We start from the raw sequence: 23,932 nt of genomic DNA on the forward strand, positions 1-23,932 counted from the left end.
TGCCCCTTTTGAGATAATTTTTCAAATAATATCAATTACTTTATTATACATTGTTTTTAAACTTTTCGACCAATCAACATTCACCTTATGAGGTTGATTAATTAGCCAAATCTAAAAACTTTCCATATTCTAAATTGAATGATAATTTGACAGTTCCAGTTGACCCATTTCGATGCTTGGAAATGATTAATTCTGTCTCTTGAACTGGGTTTGGTTCTAGATTTTGATTACCTAACTTATCTTTGCGTTCATAATAACTTTCTCGGTATAAAAACATAATCAAATCAGCATCCTGTTCAATGGCTCCAGAGTCACGAAGATCGGACATCATTGGGCGACGGTCTTCACGTTTTTCTACAGAACGGGAAAGCTGGGATAAACAAATGATGGGTACTTCTAAATCACGAGCGATTCGTTTTAATTGTCGCGAAATATTGGCAATTTCGTTTTGGCGATTTTCCCCGCTAGATCCAGGAGTACTAATCAATTGAAGATAATCAACAATACAAAAATTAATTTTGGAATCGCGTTTTAATTTATGAAGACGGGCCTGTAATTGTTGGACCGTTAGTCCTGGGGTGTCATCAATAAAAATCTTCGTATCTTGTAATTGATCTTCTGCTTTGCGAATTTTTCTTCAATCATCTGTTGTTAAATTTTGACCAGTCCGTAGTTTAACTGCGTCAATTTGGGTCATCATCGCCACTAGTCGTTGCGTTAGTTGTTCTTTGGGCATTTCAATTGAAAAAATAGCAATTGAATTATGCGGTTGTTGACTGGAATTTTTATAGTTTGCTGCATTGAAAGCAAGGTTGAGGGCAAACGCCGTTTTCCCCATTGATGGACGAGCAGCTAAGATTACTAAATCACCTTTTTGAAAGCCAGAAGTAATTTTATCCAAACGGTTAAAACCCGACGGCACCCCAGTGGTAGCATGAGGATTTCTTTCCAGTTGTTGTAATTTAGTCACTAGTGATTTGATTGTAGTTCCGATACTTTGGACTTCATCTTGCTTATAATCTAAATCGATTTTTAGAAGTTCATTTTGAGCAGTGTTAAGGACTGTAGCTAAATCATTATTTGATTGACGAAGTTGGCTAATTTCCTTAAGAGTTTGGTCAAATTTTCGGCCCATTGCTTTTTGGAAAACAATATCAATAAGGGTTTCCAGAGCCTCATCTCCATAATAGGTTTCGCTAAGAGCGGTGACGGTTTCGACTCCACCCGCAGCTTTTAGTTTTTGTTCATTTTCTAAGGCATCAATTACTGTTGTACTAATTACTGCCTTACCAGTTTGGTTCAAATTACAAATGGCCCCAAAAATTAGTTTATGAGTCCCTAAGAAAAAGTCATCTTGGGATAAAGCAGAGAGAATTTCTGGAAGTGCATTCGGTGAATGCAGGGCAATTCCTAAAAGTTTTTGCTCCGCTTCCACAAGAATCGCTTGGTCGTTATTTCAATTGCTCACTCCCGCTAGATTTCCATTTGCCATATCTCCTTGACCTTCCTGATTTTAATTTTCTAATTTGAGGTTGGTTGGCTGCATGGAAGCTAAATTAGTTAGCTTCCAAATTAACTTTTAATTTGGCAGAAACCCCAAATTCCATCTTAATATCCAATTTATAATTACCAGGACGATTAAGTGGCGCGTGTTTTTTGACCTTCCGTTTATCAAGGTCAATTTTATAATGATCTCGTAAAAGATTTGTAATTTGTTGGTCAGTAATTTGTCCGAAACTTTTGCCGTTATGGCTTTCTAATTTAAAATTTAAAGTAATATTTTCTAAGTTTCTTCGAATTAAATCTGTTTGCCCTTTTGCTAAGGCCGTTTCTTCCGCAACGATTTGTTGTTTTTTGTGAACAGTTGCCACAGAATTTTGTGTAGCCACTTTTACTAGACCACGAGGGATTAAAAAATTAGTAGCGTAACCGCTCGAAACTTCCTTAATCTCATCTTTACGGCCTTGGCCCTTCACATCTTCCAAAAAAATAACTTTCATGAAATGAAACCTCCTTATAAATTGGTTTTCTAATTAGTTTGTCTAATTATTTATATAGTAATTGTAGCAAGCAAGTTAAAATAACAAAAAGAAAACCACCAACGGTGGCTCACTTATTATCTTATTCAATGACAAATGGTAAAAGAGCCATTTGACGAGCGCGTTTAACAGCTACAGCCAAGTTACGTTGATCTTTTGGCCCAGTACCAGTAATTCTAACTGGAAGAATTTGACCATTTCCCGAAATAAATCTTTTTAACATTTCGACATCTTTGTAATCGATGTATTGAATTTTATTTTTAGCAAAGAAATTAACTTTTTTGCGTTTTTTCACAAATTTTTTCATAGTTTTTGCCTTTCTAATTTTGGTTTTCTAAATTATTAATCGATAACTAATCCCAAAGAATTGAATCGTCAATGTCACTCATTACTTCATCATTTTTATTTGGTAACGTAGTTGAATTATTTAACGAATTATTATCATTCGTTATTGGTTGAACAATGTTGTCTGAACGCAAAGGCTCAAAATTTGGGGTATTGGCGAAGGGATCTTTGGGGTTGAAACTTTGGCTTGGTGAACTATTGTAAGCGACATTTGCTGAAGCGTTATGGGTTGCATTTTTACTTTCTAAAAACTCAACTCGGTCAGCGCGAACGTTAACAATTGTTTGGTATTGACCATTTTCTTGTTTACTACGGACAGTTATACGACCTGTTACGCCAATCATACTCCCTTTGTGAAGAAATTTTGTCATGTTTTCAGCTGTGTGTCCTCACGCTACGCAAGGCACAAAGTTCGTGGTTTCATTACCATTAGCAAATTCTGAAGTAGCTACGGTAAAGAAAACGAATTTACTTGGTCCGTCTGCTCCCCCTTGTGTTTCACGTAATACTAAGTCTTGGGTAATACGCCCAACTAAAGAAACTGCATTCATCTTGCCATCCCCACTTTCTTTGGATTCTTTGAATTTATTTTAAAAGTTATTTAAACAGCTAGTTTGTTAACCTAGTTTGTACTTTGGTTGTTTGAACCAGTGTTACCAACGTTTCCAGTGTTAGAACTTGGACCATTATCTACACGAGTAGTATTTGGTGTTTGTTGTCCATCACGGTTATTGTTGAAATTACGTTTAAAGTCTTTGTTGAATTTTTTGAATTTTGGTTTTTTTGCTTCACGACGTTCTTCATCATATTTAGTCATGTCAGTTTTTGACAATTTAGTTGAAGCAACGTAGTGTTGAACATTTTCAGTATTCATCACCATAGTACGAACAACATTTTTGCGGTCGTTTTTAGTGATACGTTTGAATTCAGCTACAGCCTCTGGGGTTGTGTTGGCAATAACAACAACATAGTACCCTTTTTTCTTATGGTTGATTTCGTAAGCAAAATCCATTAGGCCTCATTCGGCGCTTTCTAGAATTTCTCCGTCAGCACTTAAAATTTGATTTAATTTCTTAATCATTTCCTGTGGTTCTTTCACGTCTTGATCAAGAATATACATCACTTCGTATTTTCTTTTCATGTTTCCTCCTTGTGGTCTAGTGGGCATCTCTGCCAAGGAATTAATCGTGCTAATTAACTCGCGAAATATTATACTACACTTTTCCAGATTTCCCTAGACCTTTTTCGTAAAAAAAGCCCGATAAAAGAGGACTTTTTCCTTTAAAATTAAAGAAAAATAAACGAATGAATAACGGAGTAAAAATGAAAAGAGTTTTATTTATCGGACTAGGTCATATGGGGGGTTCATTAGTATCAGGAATTGCTAAAAAAGCGATTCCTGGGGTGGAACTTTATGGCTTCAATAAAGATGTTGAGCAAGCCGAAAATCTAGCTAAAAAGATTGGTAATTTCAAGATTTTGAAAAACTTGCAAGATTTAGAAAAAGCGGCAATTGATGTAATTGTGATTGGGGTTAGACCGATTGATTTTAACGAATTAGCTGAAGAATTAAATCAGTATAATTTAGCAAACAAAACAATTATTTCAATGGTTAATGCCTTAACTTTAGACAAAATGGATTCCGCCTTTGCCAAACAAAAGGATTTGAGTTTAATTCGCATGATGCCAAATATGAATGCGTCAATCCAAGAATCAGTTACCGCGCTAACAAGTAAAAATGCTTCTGAAGCACAAATGAATTTCGCCAAAGAGCTTTTCCAAGCGTGCGGTTTTGTGACTGAAATACCAGAAAGCAAATTTGCTACATTTGCTGCAATTGCCGGATGCTTACCTTCTTATGTCTTTACTTTTTATCAAGCAATTGTGCAATATGCTGAAGAACATGGTTTTAATCATCATGAAGCAATGGAAATTGTTGGAGCAGCAATTACTGGGAGTGTCCATAATGCTGAACAAAATACTAATAGCCTAGCCACGATGATTAAACAAATTTGTGTTCCTAATGGATCAACCATTGAAGGTCAAAAAGTTTTAGAAGCCAATGATTTTGATGGAATAATCAAGAAAGCTTTAAAAGCCGCTAATGATAAAGCTTAAAAAAGAACCAATTACTGGTTCTTTTTTAATACTTTAATACTCGCTTAATCTTTTGTAAGTATTGGTTTTATTATTGTAGACAACTATGAATTCATCAGAATTCAAAATAAATGGATTGATTTGAATAGATTCAAATCTATTTCAATTTTTTCCACTTTGTTTTATATCGCAGCTAGTTAGTAAACTAAATGAATAGTCATTTGCCACATAATTAGGATCTTCCTTAATCTTATTAATTTTCTCAATTATTTGAATGTCTTGTAGCCTAAATTTAACCCATATTTTAGTTTCTTCACTTATTATTTCCTTGGTTCTCAAGGGCATTGTGATATATTGTAATTCTCCTCATTCCGAACGTATTTCTGGAATTTTTTTTCAATTCCATTTGAAAATATTTTTAATTTTGGGTATTGTAAAAAAATAGTCGTAAGCTTTGTAACAATTATTTTTGTATTCCATTTCAAAACCACTCAAAAATGTTTCTTGATTAGGCTGATCCCTTTTAAAAATATAGTCAAGAGTCCTTTTCAAATCCAAAGTCTTATTCACCCTATTTTTTATAATGCTTTTGTTTTCATTTTTGGGGTTTTCGCTCGTCTTAAGAGAAGGCTGAAATAACCCGTTGCGAACAACACCAGGAATATAGTTATTTTTTTTATTTTTCATTTCTTCTAATAAAAGTTCGAGATCTAAACACGGGATAACCTCTTGAGTTCGATATAAAACTGTTTCTGAAATGCAGCCAGTTTTATGGTAATCAGATTTTAGTTTAGCCAACTCATAAAAACCTTTAGTTTCAGAAGTATTTTTGATTATGACCACGCAACCACATTCTTCATCATTTACTTTTGAAGCGCACCTTAAAGGGCTTTCACCGGTCTGCTTAATTTTTGAGTAATTTTCATAAAGACTTTTTTGTTCTTCAAGATTCAAACTATTATAATAATCGTCAATATTCGTTAATTGTCCGTCATGATAAAATTTTACATTTCAGTAAATCATACATGTTTCCTTCATCATCAAAATTTTGATTCATTTCTATTTTAAATCTTGGTAAACAATTTGCTAACAAAAAAACAACTCGCAAGAGTTGTTTTTTTGTTAGCTTCTGGGGCGCATTTGGGGGAAGAAGAGAACATCTTTAATTGATTCAGAATTAGTGAGTAACATCACTAAACGGTCAATTCCAATTCCAATTCCAGCTGTTGGTGGCATCCCAATTTCTAAAGCTTCAATAAAGTCTAAATCCATTTCAGTAGCTTCATCATTACCACTTTTTCCTTCATTTTCTTGTTCTAAGAAACGGTCATATTGTTGTTGAGGGTTATTCAACTCAGAAAAAGCATTAACATACTCACGGCCAATAATGAATAATTCAAAACGGTCGGTAAAACGAGGATCTTCTTTGTTTAGTTTTGATAATGGGGAAATTTCCACTGGATGACCATAAACAAAAGTGGGTTCAATGATTGATTTTTCAACAAACTCTTCAAAGAAAAGGTTAATAATATGACCAACACCGGTGAAATGTGATTCGACTTTCAAACCTTTTTCTTCGGCAATTTTTTTTGCTTCTGCAAAAGTCATTGGTTTTCAAAAATCCACTCCAGTTTGTTGTTTAATGCCTTCAACCATATGTAGACGACGGAAAGGTTTGGCCAAATCAATTTGGTAATTTCCATAAGGAATAACATTGGGGTTACCAATAGCCTTATTTGCTTTACGGAAAATTGTTTCAGTTAGGTTCATTAAGAAGGTCATATCTTCGTAAGCAACGTAAAGTTCTAAACTAGTAAACTCAGGATTATGACGAGTATCCATTCCTTCATTTCGGAAAATTCGGCCAATTTCGTAAACACCTTCAAAACCACCAACAACCAATCTTTTAAGATGGAGTTCAGTCGCAATTCTTAAATAGAAATCGCTATCTAAGGCGTTGTAATGCGAAATAAAAGGTTTAGCTGCCGCTCCTCCTTTAATGTTTTGGAGGATTGGGGTTTCGACTTCTAAATAGCCTAGTGAATCCAAGTACCCTTGAATTGTTCGAATAATCTTAGTTCGTGCTTGAAAAACTTTTTTAACTTCAGGATTCATAATCAAGTCAACATAACGACGACGATATTTTTCTTCGATATCTTGAATCCCAGAATGTTTATCGGGTAAGGGTCTTAAGGCCTTGGTTAGAAGTTTATATTGCTTAACTCTAATTGATAATTCCCCATGGTCTGTACGCATCATTATGCCTTCCACACCAATGATGTCCCCCAAATCAAGGTTACGGAAATGGGCAAAAGCTTTTTCGCCCATTTCATCAAGACGGCAATAAAGTTGGATTGATGAATCTTGGTCTTGGATATTAACGAAAGCAGCCTTTTTGCCTGCTTCACGGAAAAGACGGATTCGGCCCGCAACTTTCACAAATTTTTCTTTCTCCGGCATTGCTAAAAGTTGATCTTTTGATTCTTCACCAAATTTTTTATGTAGTTCAGCAAGAGTGTAATTACGTTCGAATTTGGTTTCTTGAAATGGGTCAGCACTTGCTTGAACGAGCTGTTGATATTTTTCTTGGCGAACTAATTCTTGTTCACTAAAATTACGTTTACGATTTGTCATGATTAGTTATTTAATCCTTTCTGATACTCCATAAACAAGTCAAGGACATCTTGACGAGTTTCGATTTTATTAGTTAAATCCTTAATGGCTTTAATATTTTTAGTCTTAGGTAAAACATCTCAATATCAATTAAGGTGCTTCCGAAACTCGCGAAGCCCTAAATGGTCGCCTTTTAAAGCAGCCAAGAGATCTAGGTGTTCTAAAACAGTCACCTTTCATTCCTCAAAACTTGGTTTTGGTAACAATTCACCAGTTGCAAGATAATGATTACATTGGGCAAAGATTCATGGATTACCTTGTGACCCACGGGAAATCATCACAGCATCGCACCCAGTTTCTTCTAACATTGTTTTTGCATCTTCAGGAGTTAAAACATCGCCATTACCAATAACAGGAATTTTTACAGCTTCTTTGACGGCTTTAATTTGTTGCCAATCAGCTTTTCCAGTATAGAACTCTGAACGAGTACGACCATGAACTGTGATAGCACTTGCCCCTGCTGCCTCAATAATTTTAGCCACCTCGACAGCATTAATATTCTCTTTATCTCAACCTAACCGAATTTTAGCTGTTACTGGTTTAGTTGTATTGGCCACTACTGCCTCGACAATTTCACCTATTAATTTTGGTGTTTTTAATAATTGCGAGCCCGATTGCGAACGAATTGCGACCTTAGGGGCTGGACAACCAAGGTTTAAATCAATGATGTCACAGTCCGAATATTGATCTACTAATTTAGTTGCTTTTACAAAAGCTTCAACATCGTTGCCAAATAACTGTAAACTAGCTGGATGTTCCGATTGATTAATGCTAATCATCTTATGACTTTTTTCATTTTTGTGGCGAAGGCCTTCAATAGAGACCATTTCGCTGCAAACTAAAGCAGCTCCATGCTTTTTAGAGATTAAACGAAACGCCTCATTCGCCACCCCAGCCATTGGACCTTGAATGATTAGTCCAGGGATTTCTACATCCCCGATTTTGAATTTATTGCTAACCAATTTTTTGACCATTGAGGTAGAATTTGCCATTAATGTCTGTAAAAAAGATGGCTGTTTTGGAAACGTAGGGTTGAAAAAAAGTTCCTAAATCATCAACAAGAATTTGTTCTTTAGTTTCGCGTTTCATTCATTCTACTGTGATAAAAGCACTTGTTTCAGTATTCAAGACTTTTTTTTCATCAATCACAAAGAAGATGTTGGCAACATTGGCCCCGATTAAGGTAGCAAGTTCGTCAACTTGAGAATAGTATTTTTCTACTGCTTGCGTAGGGATTCCGTGAAAAGTAATAATTGGCATATTTCCTCTTTTCTTTTTATTTTACCTTTTTTTCAAAATGAGACCAAATCAAATTAAAACCCAAGCAAAAAGCTTGGGTTTTAATAGCAAGTGATTTATTTTGCAATCACTATGATCAATCAATAGTTGATGGATCTGCTGGATGATCGTTCTTGATCACTTCGTCAATCAATCCGTTTCGGATATGAATAACAGTGTTCCCGATTTTAGCAATGTTCGGGTTGTGGGTAACGACGATGACAGTTGTTTTGTAACGTTTGTTAACTTGGACTAAGATTTCTAAAACTTTTCGTCCCATTTCTTCATCCAAAGCTCCAGTTGGTTCATCGGCAAAAAGAATATCAGGATTTTTAGCAAGTGCACGAGCGATTGAAACACGTTGTTGTTGTCCTCCTGACATTTGGTGAGGGTATTTGTTCATTTGGTCTTTCATTCCAATTGTTTCAAAAATATCATCAATAGTCATGTCGGGGTTTTTAGTACGAGAAAGGTTTTCCCCTACTTCGGCATTTTCCTTAGCTGTTAAGTTTGTTAAAAGGTTGTATTGTTGGAAAATAAATCCAACATGTCAACGACGGAATTTCGTCAAATGCGAATCTTTTAATAAACTTAAGTTTGAACCAAGGACAAAAACATCACCTTCAGTTGCTTTATCAAGACCAGAGATGATGTTCAGAAAAGTGGTTTTTCCTGAACCAGAAGGTCCTAAAATAACGATAAAGTCTGCTTTATTTAATTTAATATCAATTCCCTTTAAAACAGGGGTTTCTAGATCACCAGTAACGTATGATTTCCGAACATCTTTAAGTTCAATAATATATTTGCTTAAATCAGGTTTGTAATCTGTTGTGGTAACGATGTTACCATCCAAAATTCCCTTAGAATATTTTGAAGTTAATTGTTTTTGGCGCTTTTGAATTGACTTTAAAGCTTTTACCCCAATCGCATCAAATTGCACAGGGTTAATTTTAATATATTCTCGTTCTTGAGGTTTGCCTTCTGAATCGTAACTTAGAGTTTCGCTGACTTCCTCAATTGCTTCACTTTTTTTAAGGGCCTCATCACTTAGCGGATGATTTAATTTCTCATCATCAGCAATGTGAATTGGGCCTTCTTTTTTTTCTTGTCCTTCAATTTCAATTTCTGGCTCAAGAACAATGTCCTTACCATCACTGGGTTTTTGATTATTATGCTCATGGGCTTCATGGTGTTCATATTCATAATGGTGTTCATGATAATCATGGTATTTTTGTTCATGAGCTTCTTGATCAGAATCATGGTCAAAATGTTCCGGTCCCATTTCGTTATCCGAATTTATTGGGGGAACTGGAGGAATTTCGAATTTGTCTTTTTTAGCACGAGAGTGGAAAAATTTTGGTTTTGCTTGCTCTTCGACCTTTGTTTCGTGCTCTTCATAATCTTCGTGATGTGGGTGATAATCATGGTATTTATGTTCATGAACCTCTTGATCGTAATCATGGTCAAAATGTTCATCTTTTTGCTTATCACTTTTTTGGTTTGAACGAACAGTTTTTTTTGGTTTTGTTTTTTTAGAAGATTGTTCCTCGGTCAAATTATCTACCGGGGTAATGATTTCAATTACTTCCTCTACTTCTTCAATTTCGATAGTATGAGGATAATCTTTTTCTTTATCTTCATCATTTAGCATTTTGTCTTCTGAGACCTCTTCAACTGGTTTTGGAGGTTCAGGACGTTCATTTTTATTATCTGTTGACTTATGTTCAGCACCATCGTTTGCGTTTTCACAAACAGTTGGTTTTGAATCTTGGTCTTTATTATTATCATCCGGTAATGGAAGTGATGGTTTGTTTGGAGATTCAGCCATATTAATCCCTTTCCTAATTTCTAACAATGTCCTCTTTATTCTATCATTAACTAATTAACTCCTGTAAAGCAGAAACAGCAATCAAATATTTCTTTTTACAAAAATCACAAGTTACTTCGGCTGGTTCATTAGCTTTCACCATATCGGTAATTTCTTGCTTTCCCAAAAGTTGGATGGCGTCAACAATTTTTTCATCGTTACAAGTGCAGCGGAAAGAAATTTTGTTATCGCCAACTTTAATAGCATCAGGCACTAATATTCTCAGAAAGGTTTCATAGTCTTTTTCATTGAGTAATTGTTCGCGAATTGATGTGGATTGAAGTTTGTCTTCTAAATAAACAATGTCATCATCAGTATGATTAGGAAGTAATTCAATATAGAGACCAACAGCTTTTTTAACAGACCAATTTTTATCTAAGGCTACCATTGTCATTAAGAGGTTTTGAATCTGGTTTGATTGTCTACCAAATTCCATAAAATCATAATCTAATCCATGAGATGATAAGGCAATCTTGGAAACATAAGGATCATAACCACGGAGTTGACGATTAATTGTTAACGTACCTTTGGTTCCTCATGCCCATTCATAGGGATTAGTAAACCGTTTTGATTCCTCATCTGTAATATCAAATTTAGGATTTTGGATATAGGCACGAACATGGTTATCGTGAAACTCCGTAATCATTTTGCCAGTTTTAGCATCTTTGCTATCAATTGAAGCAGTAAGAACTTCGCCATTCTTCAAACTTAAAGCTAAAAGGCTTGTGGCAAGAGTTGCTTTTGATAAGAGTATTGTGGCAAATGGATTAGTACCCTGCAAGGTAATTATTTCTTGCATTGTTTTAGTTAAATCCAATATGAAAATTTTAAAATGGTGTTTTTCGCTTATCGCTCTAATTCCGTGGTCCATTTCTTTCCTCCTAACGAAAAGCAACGATTTATGGTCGTTGCTTTTATCTATCTATATTTTAATGCTTTTTCTAATTATAATTGTGGTTCGTCTTTGTTATCATCGTTGTTACTTGGTTTGGGTTCTTCAACCACTTCAGCTTCAGTAATAGGACTTACTTCAACATCGATTACTTCATCAGTTTTTTCAGTTTTGTTAGTCTTCTCGATCATTTCTGAGTCTTTTTCTTCAATCACTTTAACATCAGTTAAATCAACTTCAAAAATGTCTCCCGCTTCACGTTTGCGTTCTTCGTTTAAATTACGCTCTTTTTCAACTAATACTTCCGCAGGCAATTTCATTTCTTGATCAATATATTCAATTTGTTCAGCGGTGATTGTTTCTAGAGTTCTTAGTGATTCGGCTAATAATTCTAATTCATCACGGTTGTCATTAATAATTCTTAATGCTTCTTTATACGATTCATCCAAAATTTCTTGAATGGCATGGTCAATTTTGGTTGCCGTTTCATCAGAATAAGTACCTTCTAGTTTTCCGTAAGCTTCTTCACTCATGGTCAAATATTTGGTCATTCCCAATTTAGACATCCCGAATTGAACCACCATTTTTCTCGCAATATTAGTGGCTTTGTCAAGGTCATCATGAGCTCCAGTAGTTACATGGTCAGCTCCAAAAACAATTTCTTCAGCAGCACGACCACCAAGGTATCCAGCAATCATGGCAACCAAATCTTTTTTCGACGAGAAAACTTGTTCTTCCTTGGGAGTACTAATGGTATAACCCCCAGCATTTCCACGAGGAATGATAGTTACTTTTTGTACCTTGTTAGCGTTTTCTAACTTCAGACCTACAAGGGCATGTCCTGATTCATGATAAGAAACAATGCTCTTGTCACGTTGGCTCATGGCACGAGTTTTTTTCGCAGGCCCACCAACCACTCGGTCAATGGCTTCGTCAATTTCAACTAAACCGATTTCTGTTTTGTTTTCACGAACCATTAAAATGGCCGCTTCATTTAAAACGTTAGCTAATTGGGCACCACTGAAACCAGGAGTACGACTAGCAATATTATGTCAGTTAACTTTTGAAGAAATTTTCTTACCGCGTGAGTGAAGTTTTAAGATTTCTTCACGTTCACGAATATCTGGTAGAGAAACTTGAATTACCCGGTCAAAACGTCCAGGTCTCAATAAGGCCGAGTCCAAAACATCAGCACGGTTTGTGGCTCCCATGACGATTACTCCGGAATTAGTATCAAAACCATCCATTTCCACCAGTAATTGGTTCAAGGTCTGTTCGTTTCCACGCGCTCCCATTGGTCCAAATCGTTTACTTCCGACAGCATCAATTTCATCAATGAAAATAATACATGGGGCTGCTTTTTTTGCTTCCGCAAACATGTCACGGACTCTTGAAGCTCCAACTCCAGCAAACATTTCCTCAAATTCTGATCCAGAAATTGAGAAGAATGGGACACCCGCTTCACCAGCAACAGCCTTCGCTAAAAGAGTTTTACCTGTTCCTGGGGGACCTTCTAAAAGAACACCTTTAGGAGCTTTGGCCCCAGCTTCTGAATAACGTTTTGAATTTTTAAAGTAATCCACTAATTCAATTAGTTCGGTTTTTTCTTCTTGGATTCCTCCAACATCACTAAATTTAACGTTGGTACGAATTTGGTGAGCACGGTTTTTCCCCATTCCGAAAATGTTAGCACCACCTGCGCCACCTTTAGCCATGGCTTTAAACATAGCTACGTAAATCAAGATTATGATTAAAAGAGGTAAGAATGATATCAGAACCGACCCAAAGCCAACGCCTTTTGGTGCCACCGAGGCGGTGGCTAATAGTTGGGTTAAACCGGGAGTACTATCCTTCACCAATTGTCACTGGCTAGTTGAAATCGAAAATTGAATTCAATTTCCCTTTGCATTTAAATAAACACCTTTAATTGTGACGGTACCGTTATCACCGTTGAGCATGGCTAATTTATCAAATTTAGTATTAAGACCAACTTGACCCGCCATTCAAGCAAGATTTTGTTTTTCGACCGATCCTTTTAATGTTAAAGAAATAACAATCGCTGTAATGGCAATTACTAAAACTAGGACAATCCAAACCCACATGCTTGTTTTGCGTTTTTGCTTATTCAATTTATTCACCTCTTTTTATAATCCTTATAATTTTACCATATTCATTTGTTTGTTTGTTGGCCTTTTCATGCCCTTGATTTAGCACTTTATTAGAGCCTCGACGATATAATAAACCATTCGTATAACGCGTTAGATACGGGGTTTTAAGACTATTGAAGTAATTTTTGACCGTCTTCTTGCCAATTCATAATTTATCTTTAAATTCTTGGTAATCGTTGGTAATTGTATAAGGGAAGCGGAAACCATCTTTTTTAATGGCCTCAAACAATTCATAACCGTTAGGAAACTCTTCAACCAAGTATAAATCTTCATCAACTTTGATAGTGATTTTTCGGGGGTCTAAACGAACCTTAGGAATTAAACGGAGTAAATCATAATCACGCATCAGATAATAGTCATCAACTAGGATTGTTCAGAAATTTTTAGAACTTTTATCAAGTCTTCGCGATACTTCTTGGAGTAAACTTCGTTTGCGATTTTGTGCCGGATTCTTGTTTTGACTTTGCAAAAAAACATAAAGGATTCTTGTTTTTAGCGTAGAACTTAATTGTGTTCAAAGAGGAGTAATTTTTAAGGTATCACCAACTTGGTTTGTTTTGAGATAATGATAAACTGCTTTCATTTCTTTTGCTAAATTTTGGTTGGCAATTTTAATTTCCTGGTCATAAAGTGGAAAGTCTTCCTCATTGAGAGTTGCGCGAATTCGATTTCGGGCAAACTTTTTATCAACATTTGTGGAATCTAACCGATAAGGGATTTTTTGTTTTTCAAGTCTTTGCAAAATTTGACTCTTATTCAAAGTTAAAATTGGTCTTTCCACTTTGAAATCACCATAAATTGTTTTTGGGGCGATTCCATAATGGTTGACTAAATTGTTACGTTCCTTTTGCAAAAGAAATGTTTCAATGTGGTCATTATGATTGTGGGCAATCATCACAGTATCATAGCCAAACTCTTTGGCAGTATTCGCAAAAAAATCATAACGGATGGTGCGAGCTCATGCTTCAAAATTGCCAATTGGGGTCTTATAAATTTCCGAATTAATTTCTAAAATTCGGTATGGAATGTGGTGTTTTTTTGCCAACTCTTCGACTAACTGTTGGTCTAAATCACTGTCATCGCGATAATGATAGTTAACATGAGCAATAACCAGATTAGGAATCTTCTTTTTGACCAATTCATTTAGCATATAAACGCTATCTGGTCCCCCAGATACACCCACGATATAACCTTTTTTTGGATCAACTTTAAGCATTTTACCCCCTAGTCACGAAACATTGCTAGTAATTCTGGTGTATAGCTTTCATCATCTTGATGAGCAATTAAAGGGGGTAAAATATCATTACCCTCTTTGCCGTTTAAAACTGCATCAATTAAAAGTGTTTTAGCTTTTTGTCCAGCCTTAGAATAAACAAATTGCATTCTTTTTGGCGTGAAACGGTAGCGTTCTAAAAGTAATAAAATTTCACTAGTTCGTTCGGCTCGGTGAACCATCGTTAAAACTCCACCATTTTTCAAAACTTTGGCTGCACTAGCAATAATTTCTTCTAATGTAATCAAAACTTCATGCCTAGCCTGAATTTTTTGGGGTTGCTCTTTCAGTTTTGGTTTTCCCTCCATTTTAAAAAATGGGGGGTTACAAATAACCACATCAAACTCCTGATTATGAACTTGAGCATAATCTTTAATATCAGTTTCAACAATAGAAATTTGTTTTTCCAAATGGTTTAACTCCACATTTTCACGTGCTAAAGCGACTGCCTCGGGATGAATTTCCAAGCCTACAATTTCTGCTTCAGTATATTTGCTAATAATAAGCGGAATGATAGCATTATTGGTTCCAAAGTCCACAATTCTTTTCCGACGGGAATTAAGATTTAAAAAACGCGCCACCAAAATGCTATCAAGGGTGAAACTAAACATCTCTGTCTCTTGATAGAGGGTGCGGTTAGAATAATTTAAAATGGTATTAAGAATTTTCATCGGCGCCTCGGCATAGGGTAATAAAGTAGTGGTCTAAAGCTAACTTATTGCTAACTTGACTTTTTAGGTCAGCAATAAGTTGCAAAGTTGGTTCGGCTCATTGGGGGAAAAGTGGTCAAATTGTTTTGGTCAAACTTTGTTCCGCCATTCTAATTAATTCATCTGGGGTGGTTTCTTTCAAATACATCGAACCTAACATTAATTCAGAAATATCGTTTTGGCGTAGTAAGTCATCAAAAGCATTTTGACTAGCAAAAGATTGACTTGAATTGACACGAAAGTTTTGACAACGAGATTTGATTGTTGGCAAAACTCGACCACGATCTTTTGTTAATAAAATGGCGTAGGTGTCATGAGGTGGTTCTTCTAAAAACTTTAATAATGAATTAGAAGCAATTGTTTTTAAATTTTCGGCATTTTGAATCACATAAATTTTTTGCCCATGACTCTCAAGAGCGGAAAGTTGCATTTTTTGAATCATTGTTTGAATAACTTCCTTACCGATTTCAGTCGCTCCATCACCAATTCATAAAACGTCGAACCAGTTTTTTTGCTTTAGACAATAATCACAATCATCACTTGGATAACTTTGGTTTGGACAACAAAGAAGACGAATGATTTCTTGTGCGGTACTAATTAGAAGTTCTTGGTTTTGACCTTCAAGGGTTAAGGATTGGGGAAGACGTTTTTCACTAATTTGTTTTTGAAGAAACTGGATGATTTGCATTTTCTAACGCTTCAAAAATTAATCTACTAATTTGGTCTTCCACATTGTCAAGTGATTGATTTGCATCAACCACACGGAATCGGTCTGGGTATTTCTGCAACAGTTTTTGGTAGCCTTCACGAACCAAATCTTTAAATTCCTTTTTTTCTAAATCAAAACGGTTCTTGGTTTTTGTGGCTGTTTTCAAGCGACGTTGCGCTTCCTGAGGGTCTAAATCAAAATAAATGGTCAGGTTAGGAACGTAATCACCAACAACAACTCTTTGAATTGTGTCAACTGCTTCAAGGCCAAGACCTCTACCATGGCCTTGATAAGCACTTGTGGAATCCATAAAGCGATCTGAAATCACAATTTTATTTGCTTTTAAAGCAGGAATAATCACTTTGCTCAGATGTTCACGACGGGCTGCTAGGTATAATAGCGCTTCTGTTCACGGATCCATTCCTTCACTTTGGTCAGCTAGAATTAGGTGACGAATTTGCTCAGATATTTTCTCTCCACCCGGTTCGCGAGTAAGCAGTACTTCGTAGCCCGCTTTTTCTAATTTTTCTGCTACTTTTTTAATCGCCGTTGTTTTGCCGCTTCCATCAACACCCTCAATTGTAATAAACATTAATCTTCCTCCACTTTTTTACGATTTATTAAAGCACTTTCAAGAGTTGCCTCATCCATGTAATCTATCATTCCACCCATTGGGATACCTTTAGCGATTCTAGTTATCTTGACTTTTTTGGTTTGCAAGAGTTTAGCAATGTAATTGGCCGTCACTTCTCCTTCAAAGGTCGCATTTAGAGCCAAAATAACTTCATCACCCGTTTTTAAGCGATGTAATAGGGAATCAATGGCTAACTTATCTGGAGTCATCCCCTTTTGAACGTTAATTTCGCCTCCTAGAACTGCGTAAACGCCTTTATATTTTTGAAATTTCTCGATATTCAACATGTCCATTATTGACGAAACAACACAAACAATTTTTTGGTTTCGCGAAGGATTAGCACAAATTTCGCATTGTTCATTTATGGTTAAACCATAACAAATTGGGCAAATGTGGAAAAGTGTTTGGACTTTTCGAATTTCTCTTTGGAGCGCCTCTACCTTATCGGGGTGTTCGATTAGATCAACTACTAAACGTTCGCTGTTCTTTTTCGTTAAGCCTTTAAATTTCGAGAGATTACTAATAATTTCGTCAATTTCTATTTTCATATTAGCCTTCTATCTCACAGTCTTCGCCGAGAGTTTGCTTGACTAAGGTTTCAAAACCAATCTCATTATTATCTAAATCATCACTTTTAAAAGTCTTTACCTCCTCAAAATCATGATGGTGAATTGGTAATGTTTTTGCCTTATTTTTAAAGGCAAAATCCTTTTTTAGTAACGTGAATTGAGTTTCATCAATGGGGTAAACCTTATAATTCTTGCCAAAAAATTCACTTAGTTTTGCTATGTAAACATCATCTTGTAAGCAATGTTGCAAGTAATTAGTTGCCCAAATTTTTTCAAATCGAATTAAAATTTCGCAATCACTTACAGCGATAATTTTTCCATCACATCAAGCTATCATCTCACGAGCTTTACTTGGGTCAATAAGTTGGTCGTTTTGGTTTATTGCAAAGCATTGGTCTAATAGTTTGGTAATTTCTTTGCGGGCTTGACCATCAGGAGCCACTAATGTATTTAGAGCCATTGCATTGGTGATCGTTTTATTGGTTGTCATCGAGATACTTGATGCTGTGGCTAGCTTTTCGTTTCTTATCATTGTTAAAGTAGGAGTTACATACTCCGCTTCATTAACGACTTTTTGTGATAGTTTTGAAGGGGCAATCTTTATTGTTTCGGTAGCAGTAAGTTGAGGCTTTACTGAGTTTAGTTTTAAAAGACTAATAAGCAAATAATTAAAATTTAGCCCACTTCCTTGAGACTTCTTATAAGCTTCAGCCAAACAATCAGCAATAGCAAAATAACCATCGATATCTGATGGCCAACCAAGTAATTCATTTGCTTCCAAATAAGTTAAAAATCTTGAGTCGTTGGTTATTTTATATTCAATAATTTCTTTTAAAATAATCATCAAGCTTAAAGTAAATTGGTTAAAGTCTAACCCGCGGGCTTCGACAGTTTCAAAGTACTCAATAACGGTTTGAAAACGATTGTTTAAAAGGTCTTGGATTAATTGCAATTTTTCTGATAAAGGAGCTAGATAGAAAAGCTTTTGTAAATTTTCTAGAGTTAACTCATGATCACTAATAATCATTAATTGTTCAAGGTAATTGAGGGCATCACGTAATGATCCTTCACTTAGGAAGTAAATTTCTTGGGCTGCTTTGCCTTCTAAAACAAAACCTTCATTTTCCGCGACAAAATTCAAACGATTGATTAGTGAGGTTTGATCAATCTTTTGTAAATTAAAAGCTTGACATCGAGAAATAATGGTGGCAGGAAGTTTAGCAAATTCAGTCGTTGCTAAGATAAACAAGGCATGCTTTGGTGGTTCTTCCAAAGTCTTTAAAAGAGCATTGAAAGCACCTTTACTTAACATGTGGACTTCGTCGATGATGTAAACCTTATATCGACCACCTAATGGTAAAATCGACACATTTTCTTTAATGTTACGAATTTCATCAACTCCGTTATTCGAAGCTGCATCAATTTCGAAAATATTTGCAGTCTGACCTTGATTACTTAGTTGACAATTTAGGCAGTCATTACAAGGGTTGCCTTCTACTGGTTTCTCACAGTTAATAGCTTTAGCGAAGATTCTTGCTAAGGATGTTTTACCTGTCCCTTTTTGACCAGTGAATAATAGGGCATGAGGAAAAGCATTATTTTTTACTTCATTTTGTAAAATAGTAATCACATTTTTATGACCTGCTACCTCTGAAAAAGTGTCGGGTCGATATGAACGGTAAAGTGAACTTTTATTTTTTAACATGCTACTCCTTAACCTCTATATTTTAGCAAGAAAGAGTACAAAAAAAGGCTTGGGAGCCTAATTATTGTTCTCTGGATGACGAAGCTTTTTAAAAAAGGTTTCTAAAATTTCTTGGTATTGCCGTTCTTGCTCTGGGGTGCTATTCTTTTGCAATTTAGGGCTGATATCATTAATACTAAAATGATTATGAATTCCATACTTGTCACTCGTAACAAGATACTTAATTTGCTTAATTTTTGTTTGTTTGATGGCCCCGTAACACATTTGGCACGGCTCTAAGGTCGTTAATAAAGTGTATTGGTCTAAGTTTAATGATTTTATTTTGGTAGTTAAATTATTTAGAGCATTAATTTCCGCATGATTTGAAATCTCTCAATTAGCTTGACGAGTATTTCACCCAATGCTAGCCACATTTCCTTGTGGGTCTAAAATGAGACTAGATACCGGAACATCTTCGCTCTTTTCGGTATTTTTTAAAGCTTTCATTAAGGTTTCGAAGTATTGATCTTCCATATTTATCTCCAAAATAAAACCATTATACAAGACACATTTCCTTATAGCTGCTTCCTTCCGGACCTGACTAATTCAGACGTTATCTTTATAATGGCCATATATATTTTACCATATTAATTTATAATCCAAAAAGTGTTTGGTGGTAGAAAATTCCCTTTTCAATAAGTTGTTTAATTGACAACTTATCTAGCCAATTAATTAAATTGTCAATTCTGATAAAAAATTAATTTACCATTTATTTTGTAATCTTAATTATAAAATAATAAAGTTTGGTATTTAGTGGAGAACAAATGATTAAACTAATGGTAGCAATTCTTTTATTCGTTTTGATTATCATTCTTATTGCTAGTTTTTTCAGTGTCCGCAACTATCTATTAAACAAGAAACGAAAAGAATTTAGAGATCACGAACTATCATTAGCCGTCAAGAATTTGTGCTCCCACTTAGATCAACAAGTCATTAATAATTTGCGTCCGATTTTTCCAGGAGACCCAATAAGTAGGCAAAGTGGGATTTATTGTTTTTGAATCCAAGATGGTGACTATGAAGGCCAATATTTTATTCCTATTTATGTTGGAAAAACAAACAATTTTCAAGCCAGGTTCAGATCTCATTATAAGAAAATAAGAATAATTTATGATGAACCTCATGTCAAAGGGTTTGAATTAAAATATTATAAAATTTGCGATTATCTAAAATTTTATAAATTGAGACCCGAAAATATCCGTTTTTCAGTACTAGAAGTGATTAGTGATTCTAGGAATTGGGAGTTAATGGCAAAAAGGGAAGAATATTGAATGCATAAGTTAGGGGCCGATACACGTGGCTTTAACCAACTTCACGCCTTAGGTTTTGGTTCTCATCCTAAAGATATTGATGAAAACGATTTCTTTAAATACCGGTCATATAATACGCGATGAGTAAATAAGAAACCCACTTAAAAATAAAAATCTACACTTTTATAGAAAGTGTAGATTTTTATTTTTTTGATAGGTTTGAAATGACTTTCATTATTTCGATATCATTTTCTATCTTTTTACTTGCTTGTGGAATACTAGTAGACAAAATTTTATCCACGATTTTCTCGTTTATGCATTTCATTATAGTATCTCCTTTATTTAATTTTAAATTATGAACAGATTATACATTAACTAACTGTAAAAGATAATAAAATTTGTTTTTCAAATCACTTAACTATTTCGCTAATTTGTTCTTCCTCAGATAAATTTTTAGTATCTTCAACAATTTTGATTACATAATGCTCCCAATCTTTTAAATAACCTTTCCGGGGGTCAATTTTAATAAAAAAGCCGCAAACTTCCAAAAAAATAATAGCTGTAAGTAGCGCAGTTCGCTTATTGCCGTTATGAAATTTGTGTCGGGTTAGAAATGAATATAAAAGTTCAGCAGAGAGATCAAGTGCTGTTAAAGGTGTGGTGGCGTAACTTCATTTTTGAACTAACGAATTAATAGTTGCTTCTACAGCACCTTTGCCTTTCTCGCCATAAACACCCCTTTCACTAGTTACAGTTTGGGCCAAAGAATGCGCAGCTTCAACTACATTAATTAGAATTTTTACTAAAGACTCATCAAAATAAACGCGAATATTTTGAAAATTAAGAGACTCGATATTTTGTGATTCATAAATAATCATGTTTTTAGCAAAATCAATACTTTTTAAAAAAAGGAGTGGCCTTAGCAGCTTTCATAAAAAGTTCATTGTCAAGATTACTAAATGATAGCCATATATATTTATTTTTCATAAATCATTTTTTCCTTTATTGAATGATAATGAATGATAAATTTAACGATAGTTTTATATTAACTGGCTAGTCAACTAAGCAAAAGAAAGTTATGCGTTTGACTTAAAATAGTTTAGGAAATTTATTTTAATTAATAAAAAAGTGGTCTAAAAAGACCACTTTAAATAATTTTACTTATTTACTTAATACTAAATTGTTATTTTTCCGTTTGGACATTTGGCGTAAACGACGATCACGTTCGCGGCTTCCGGGGGCATTTTTCTTTTGGTTATAGAAGAAGAACCCTAGAGTTTGACCAATTTGGAATGTTGATGACAAGATTCAGTAGATTGCCACCCCTGATGAAATCGTGGCCACAATGATAATAAAGATGACCATGAAAACTAATTGCATAATCAAGTTTTTCTTACGCGCTTTTCGTTGGGCTTCTGTTAAAGTCTTTGACTTTTTATTAACATATTGCAATAACGTTGGTAAAAGCATCGAAATCATTTGTAAAGGTAGATAAACTGCTAATAAAGCTAAGTAAACTGGTTCTCCATGAGTTAAACGTTCCCAAGGAGCTTCAATTAAGGAAATTTTACCAATATTGGCAATTTTTAACGCTCTTGTAGAACGAATAATGGCGAACATGGCGAACAAGAAAGGCATTGAAGCGAACGTTCCGCTCATAGCTGCCATTGGTGATAAACCTTCTTTTTTATAAAGGGCCATCGTTTCGGCTTGTTGTTTTTGTTTTCCTTGAAGATCTTTTTTATCTTTATATTTAGCTTGAATTTCAGCTTGTTTTAATTGCAATGATTGCATTTTTTCTTGGTTTACTTGTGATTTTCAAGTAAAGAGCAAGGTAATCGAACGAACAATTAACACTGTGAAGAAAATAGCAAAGAAAGCAGCTATCCCATAACTTTTTTGCGAAGCGGCATCTAGACCAGGATTTAAAGTTCCGCTAAATCCTTTTAATATCCCCACTAACACAAAGGCCATTGGGTAAACAAAGAAACCGTAGAATGGAGAATGGGTTTTGGAGAAGGCATCGCCTCAATCCATAATGCCATTAAAGCCATATTCCTGGAGATCGCCGGAGACAATATGGTTTTTCCCACCCATTTCGCCTAACGAACGAATGATAATTTCAAAGGCAGTTCCGGGGGCATAAACTTTTCTTCCGGTCATATCCACAACTTGATAGACAGTGTAATCTTTTTGGTACATTTGGACACACCCTCAAAACATTGAAATGATGATGAAAAGGAATCCAAGAATTTTAACTCATTTTCAAACAATCTTTAGGACTTCTAAAGATGTTTTTTTACTTTTAAACGGAGCTTTTTTGGGATTTAAATAGCTCATTACATTCGCATTTGCTTTGTACATCTAGTCCCCTTAAATTTAATCTATTTCAACCGTTTCAATAAGGCATTTAAATTATTTTGATTCTCTAAAAAGGTCTTTTTCAAAAAATCAGGTCTCACAATAATGATGAGACGGTAGGGTTTATCCCCATAAGTGACAAGTGCTTTTTGGAGCATTTGTCTTACCTGGCGTTTCAGAAGATTTCTCGTTGGTGCATGACCAACTTTTTTACCGACAGAAATCCCATAACGTAAGTAGTTTTCAGATGGCGATGAAGGGTAGTAATAAATCACATAACTAGTATTTTTTAAAGTCTTCTGCTCTCCAATAATGTCTTGAAATTCAAAATTCTTTTTAATTATTCGTTTGTTCTTCATCGTGGGTCTTAGAGCTCGACAGCATTAAGCTGATAATTTTGCTCTTCCTTTTGCTCTCCGTGCTTTAATCACCTTACGGCCATTTTTGGTAGCCATGCGTGCTCTAAACCCATGAGTGCGGGCGTGCTTGATTTTTGATGGTTGTCAAGTTCTTTTCATGATGAATCACTCCTTCCCTTTGTCGCTTTTTAATAAAATACTATGATATTATATATTATTTTCCATATTTTATGAAAGGGAAATCACACTTGTTAGCAAAGAATTTAAAGGCTTTTTCAGTATTTTAGTTCATTTTTGTTTATTTAACAAAAGATAGACAACTTAGCCTTGATTAAATTTAATTAAGGTTTGGAACTTCTTTTTATCGATTTAAATGATTGATAGTTGGTAGCCAATTGCGCACCTAATCTGAATTATAGAAGAAATAAAAAATGTTAAAAAATAAATTAAATATGTTTAAAAGAGAGATCTTGGTGTGTTTTGTTTTCGTTGGTTTAAATATTAACGCCACGCAAAGCAATTACAAAGGTTTAGTAAGGGTTGGTTATAAAAATATATCATAAATATTTTATATAAGGGTTTATCAATGACTTTAATAGTAGTGTAGTGAAATCCTTGCAAACCCCTTGTTACGGAATATGTCATTATTTGATTAATTCGATTGGGGTTTCTTTAACTTAAATAATTATTAAAGTGTTGACAACGGTCTTTAATAACGTTTTCCACAACATTTGGTCTTTCCATTTTATCCACATTGATTAAACATCTTTCCACATTGTTAATTTTTTATAACGATTGTGGAAAAGTGGAAATCAATCAGTTAGTTAGCGGCTTATAGACTTTTTTACATTTTTACAATGTTTGTTAAATTGTTTGTTAAAGAACTCGAGGAAGATAGTCAACAATTGTGATAAAACCTCTATAATTTAAGAAGAACAATTCAGTATAATTACAAACCATAGGA

25 protein-coding genes and 1 other RNA gene are annotated in these 23,932 nt (G+C 34.8%); 2 read left to right on the top strand and 24 right to left on the bottom strand.

Annotated elements, in window-relative coordinates; all coding sequences use genetic code 4:
- Positions 1 to 97: 97 nt before the first annotated feature.
- From dnaB to rpsF, 5 genes are all read right to left on the bottom strand, one after another.
- Positions 98 to 1,492: a replicative DNA helicase gene (gene dnaB, locus EFREU_RS03590; protein ID WP_100609783.1), complete on the bottom strand. Its 1,395-nt coding sequence runs from the start codon at positions 1,490 to 1,492 to the stop codon at positions 98 to 100.
- Between the two features lie 64 nt (positions 1,493 to 1,556).
- Complete coding sequence (gene rplI / locus EFREU_RS03595; RefSeq protein ID WP_100609784.1) at positions 1,557 to 2,000, bottom strand: 50S ribosomal protein L9; 444 nt, start codon at positions 1,998 to 2,000, stop codon at positions 1,557 to 1,559.
- A 121-nt stretch (positions 2,001 to 2,121) separates the two neighbouring features.
- Positions 2,122 to 2,346: a 30S ribosomal protein S18 gene (gene rpsR, locus EFREU_RS03600; RefSeq protein ID WP_100609785.1), complete on the bottom strand. Its 225-nt coding sequence runs from the start codon at positions 2,344 to 2,346 to the stop codon at positions 2,122 to 2,124.
- A 46-nt stretch (positions 2,347 to 2,392) separates the two neighbouring features.
- Entirely contained in the window at positions 2,393 to 2,935 is a 543-nt protein-coding gene (locus EFREU_RS03605; protein ID WP_100609786.1) for a single-stranded DNA-binding protein, read from the bottom strand.
- 71 nt (positions 2,936 to 3,006) lie between these two features.
- On the bottom strand, positions 3,007 to 3,525 hold the full coding sequence (gene rpsF, locus EFREU_RS03610; RefSeq protein ID WP_100609787.1) for a 30S ribosomal protein S6: 519 nt from the start codon (positions 3,523 to 3,525) through the stop codon (positions 3,007 to 3,009).
- 182 nt (positions 3,526 to 3,707) lie between these two features.
- On the opposite strand from rpsF, the gene EFREU_RS03615 reads away from it, so the two are divergent.
- The gene (locus EFREU_RS03615) at positions 3,708 to 4,502 is read left to right on the top strand and encodes a pyrroline-5-carboxylate reductase family protein (RefSeq protein WP_100609837.1); all 795 of its coding nucleotides are present in this window, start codon (positions 3,708 to 3,710) and stop codon (positions 4,500 to 4,502) included.
- Positions 4,503 to 4,535: 33 nt separating this feature from the next.
- On the opposite strand, the gene EFREU_RS03620 is transcribed toward EFREU_RS03615, so the two are convergent.
- From EFREU_RS03620 to ffs, 15 genes are all read right to left on the bottom strand, one after another.
- Positions 4,536 to 5,504, bottom strand: coding sequence for a hypothetical protein (locus tag EFREU_RS03620; protein ID WP_100609788.1), 969 nt, complete (start codon positions 5,502 to 5,504; stop codon positions 4,536 to 4,538).
- Positions 5,505 to 5,603: 99 nt separating this feature from the next.
- The gene (gene lysS, locus EFREU_RS03625) at positions 5,604 to 7,115 is read right to left on the bottom strand and encodes a lysine--tRNA ligase (RefSeq protein ID WP_100609789.1); all 1,512 of its coding nucleotides are present in this window, start codon (positions 7,113 to 7,115) and stop codon (positions 5,604 to 5,606) included.
- Between the two features lie 2 nt (positions 7,116 to 7,117).
- A complete protein-coding gene (dusB, locus tag EFREU_RS03630) occupies positions 7,118 to 8,146 on the bottom strand; it encodes a tRNA dihydrouridine synthase DusB (RefSeq protein WP_232673616.1) in 1,029 nt (342 codons plus the stop codon).
- Positions 8,109 to 8,414 carry a DUF1904 family protein gene (locus tag EFREU_RS03635; protein WP_100609790.1) on the bottom strand — a complete coding sequence of 102 codons (306 nt, stop codon included), beginning with the start codon at positions 8,412 to 8,414 and terminating at the stop codon, positions 8,109 to 8,111. Before EFREU_RS03635 ends, dusB begins: the two co-directional genes overlap by 38 nt.
- A gap of 109 nt (positions 8,415 to 8,523) precedes the next feature.
- Positions 8,524 to 9,387 carry an ABC transporter ATP-binding protein gene (locus tag EFREU_RS03805; RefSeq protein WP_408608280.1) on the bottom strand — a complete coding sequence of 288 codons (864 nt, stop codon included), beginning with the start codon at positions 9,385 to 9,387 and terminating at the stop codon, positions 8,524 to 8,526.
- A gap of 919 nt (positions 9,388 to 10,306) precedes the next feature.
- The gene (locus EFREU_RS03645; protein WP_100609791.1) at positions 10,307 to 11,170 is read right to left on the bottom strand and encodes an Hsp33 family molecular chaperone HslO; all 864 of its coding nucleotides are present in this window, start codon (positions 11,168 to 11,170) and stop codon (positions 10,307 to 10,309) included.
- A 74-nt stretch (positions 11,171 to 11,244) separates the two neighbouring features.
- On the bottom strand, positions 11,245 to 13,320 hold the full coding sequence (ftsH, locus tag EFREU_RS03650) for an ATP-dependent zinc metalloprotease FtsH (RefSeq protein ID WP_100609840.1): 2,076 nt from the start codon (positions 13,318 to 13,320) through the stop codon (positions 11,245 to 11,247).
- A 1-nt stretch (position 13,321) separates the two neighbouring features.
- Positions 13,322 to 14,575 (bottom strand): tRNA lysidine(34) synthetase TilS, encoded by a 1,254-nt coding sequence (gene tilS, locus EFREU_RS03655; protein ID WP_100609792.1) that lies wholly within the window; start codon positions 14,573 to 14,575, stop codon positions 13,322 to 13,324.
- 8 nt (positions 14,576 to 14,583) lie between these two features.
- Positions 14,584 to 15,303: a tRNA1(Val) (adenine(37)-N6)-methyltransferase gene (locus EFREU_RS03660; RefSeq protein ID WP_100609793.1), complete on the bottom strand. Its 720-nt coding sequence runs from the start codon at positions 15,301 to 15,303 to the stop codon at positions 14,584 to 14,586.
- Positions 15,290 to 16,030, bottom strand: a complete 741-nt coding sequence (locus EFREU_RS03665; protein ID WP_100609794.1) for a hypothetical protein — start codon at positions 16,028 to 16,030, stop codon at positions 15,290 to 15,292. Before EFREU_RS03665 ends, EFREU_RS03660 begins: the two co-directional genes overlap by 14 nt.
- A complete protein-coding gene (gene tmk, locus EFREU_RS03670) occupies positions 15,996 to 16,643 on the bottom strand; it encodes a dTMP kinase (protein ID WP_100609795.1) in 648 nt (215 codons plus the stop codon). The genes EFREU_RS03665 and tmk overlap by 35 nt, the downstream gene beginning before the upstream one ends.
- The gene (gene recR, locus EFREU_RS03675; RefSeq protein WP_100609796.1) at positions 16,643 to 17,233 is read right to left on the bottom strand and encodes a recombination mediator RecR; all 591 of its coding nucleotides are present in this window, start codon (positions 17,231 to 17,233) and stop codon (positions 16,643 to 16,645) included. Before recR ends, tmk begins: the two co-directional genes overlap by 1 nt.
- Before the next feature lies 1 nt (position 17,234).
- Positions 17,235 to 18,959 carry a DNA polymerase III subunit gamma/tau gene (gene dnaX, locus EFREU_RS03680; RefSeq protein ID WP_100609797.1) on the bottom strand — a complete coding sequence of 575 codons (1,725 nt, stop codon included), beginning with the start codon at positions 18,957 to 18,959 and terminating at the stop codon, positions 17,235 to 17,237.
- A 57-nt stretch (positions 18,960 to 19,016) separates the two neighbouring features.
- Positions 19,017 to 19,472 carry a nucleoside deaminase gene (locus EFREU_RS03685; protein ID WP_100609798.1) on the bottom strand — a complete coding sequence of 152 codons (456 nt, stop codon included), beginning with the start codon at positions 19,470 to 19,472 and terminating at the stop codon, positions 19,017 to 19,019.
- Positions 19,473 to 19,478: 6 nt separating this feature from the next.
- Positions 19,479 to 19,574, bottom strand: an RNA gene (ffs, locus tag EFREU_RS03690) — signal recognition particle sRNA small type.
- 188 nt (positions 19,575 to 19,762) lie between these two features.
- Here ffs and EFREU_RS03695 point away from each other — a divergent pair.
- Positions 19,763 to 20,413 carry a GIY-YIG nuclease family protein gene (locus tag EFREU_RS03695; protein ID WP_100609799.1) on the top strand — a complete coding sequence of 217 codons (651 nt, stop codon included), beginning with the start codon at positions 19,763 to 19,765 and terminating at the stop codon, positions 20,411 to 20,413.
- 206 nt (positions 20,414 to 20,619) lie between these two features.
- On the opposite strand, the gene EFREU_RS03700 is transcribed toward EFREU_RS03695, so the two are convergent.
- The 4 genes from EFREU_RS03700 to rpmH all read right to left on the bottom strand — a co-directional run bounded on the left by EFREU_RS03700 (position 20,620) and on the right by rpmH (position 23,127).
- The gene (locus EFREU_RS03700) at positions 20,620 to 21,126 is read right to left on the bottom strand and encodes a type II toxin-antitoxin system death-on-curing family toxin (RefSeq protein ID WP_157844572.1); all 507 of its coding nucleotides are present in this window, start codon (positions 21,124 to 21,126) and stop codon (positions 20,620 to 20,622) included.
- Between the two features lie 283 nt (positions 21,127 to 21,409).
- Complete coding sequence (gene yidC, locus EFREU_RS03705; RefSeq protein ID WP_100609801.1) at positions 21,410 to 22,612, bottom strand: membrane protein insertase YidC; 1,203 nt, start codon at positions 22,610 to 22,612, stop codon at positions 21,410 to 21,412.
- A gap of 20 nt (positions 22,613 to 22,632) precedes the next feature.
- Entirely contained in the window at positions 22,633 to 22,968 is a 336-nt protein-coding gene (rnpA, locus tag EFREU_RS03710) for a ribonuclease P protein component (protein ID WP_100609802.1), read from the bottom strand.
- Between the two features lie 24 nt (positions 22,969 to 22,992).
- Positions 22,993 to 23,127 carry a 50S ribosomal protein L34 gene (gene rpmH / locus EFREU_RS03715; RefSeq protein WP_025363633.1) on the bottom strand — a complete coding sequence of 45 codons (135 nt, stop codon included), beginning with the start codon at positions 23,125 to 23,127 and terminating at the stop codon, positions 22,993 to 22,995.
- Between the last annotated feature and the right edge of the window lie 805 nt (positions 23,128 to 23,932).

It is taken from the genome of Entomoplasma freundtii (assembly GCF_002804205.1).
GTDB classification, from domain to species: domain Bacteria; phylum Bacillota_I; class Bacilli_A; order Mycoplasmatales; family Mycoplasmataceae; genus Williamsoniiplasma; species Williamsoniiplasma freundtii.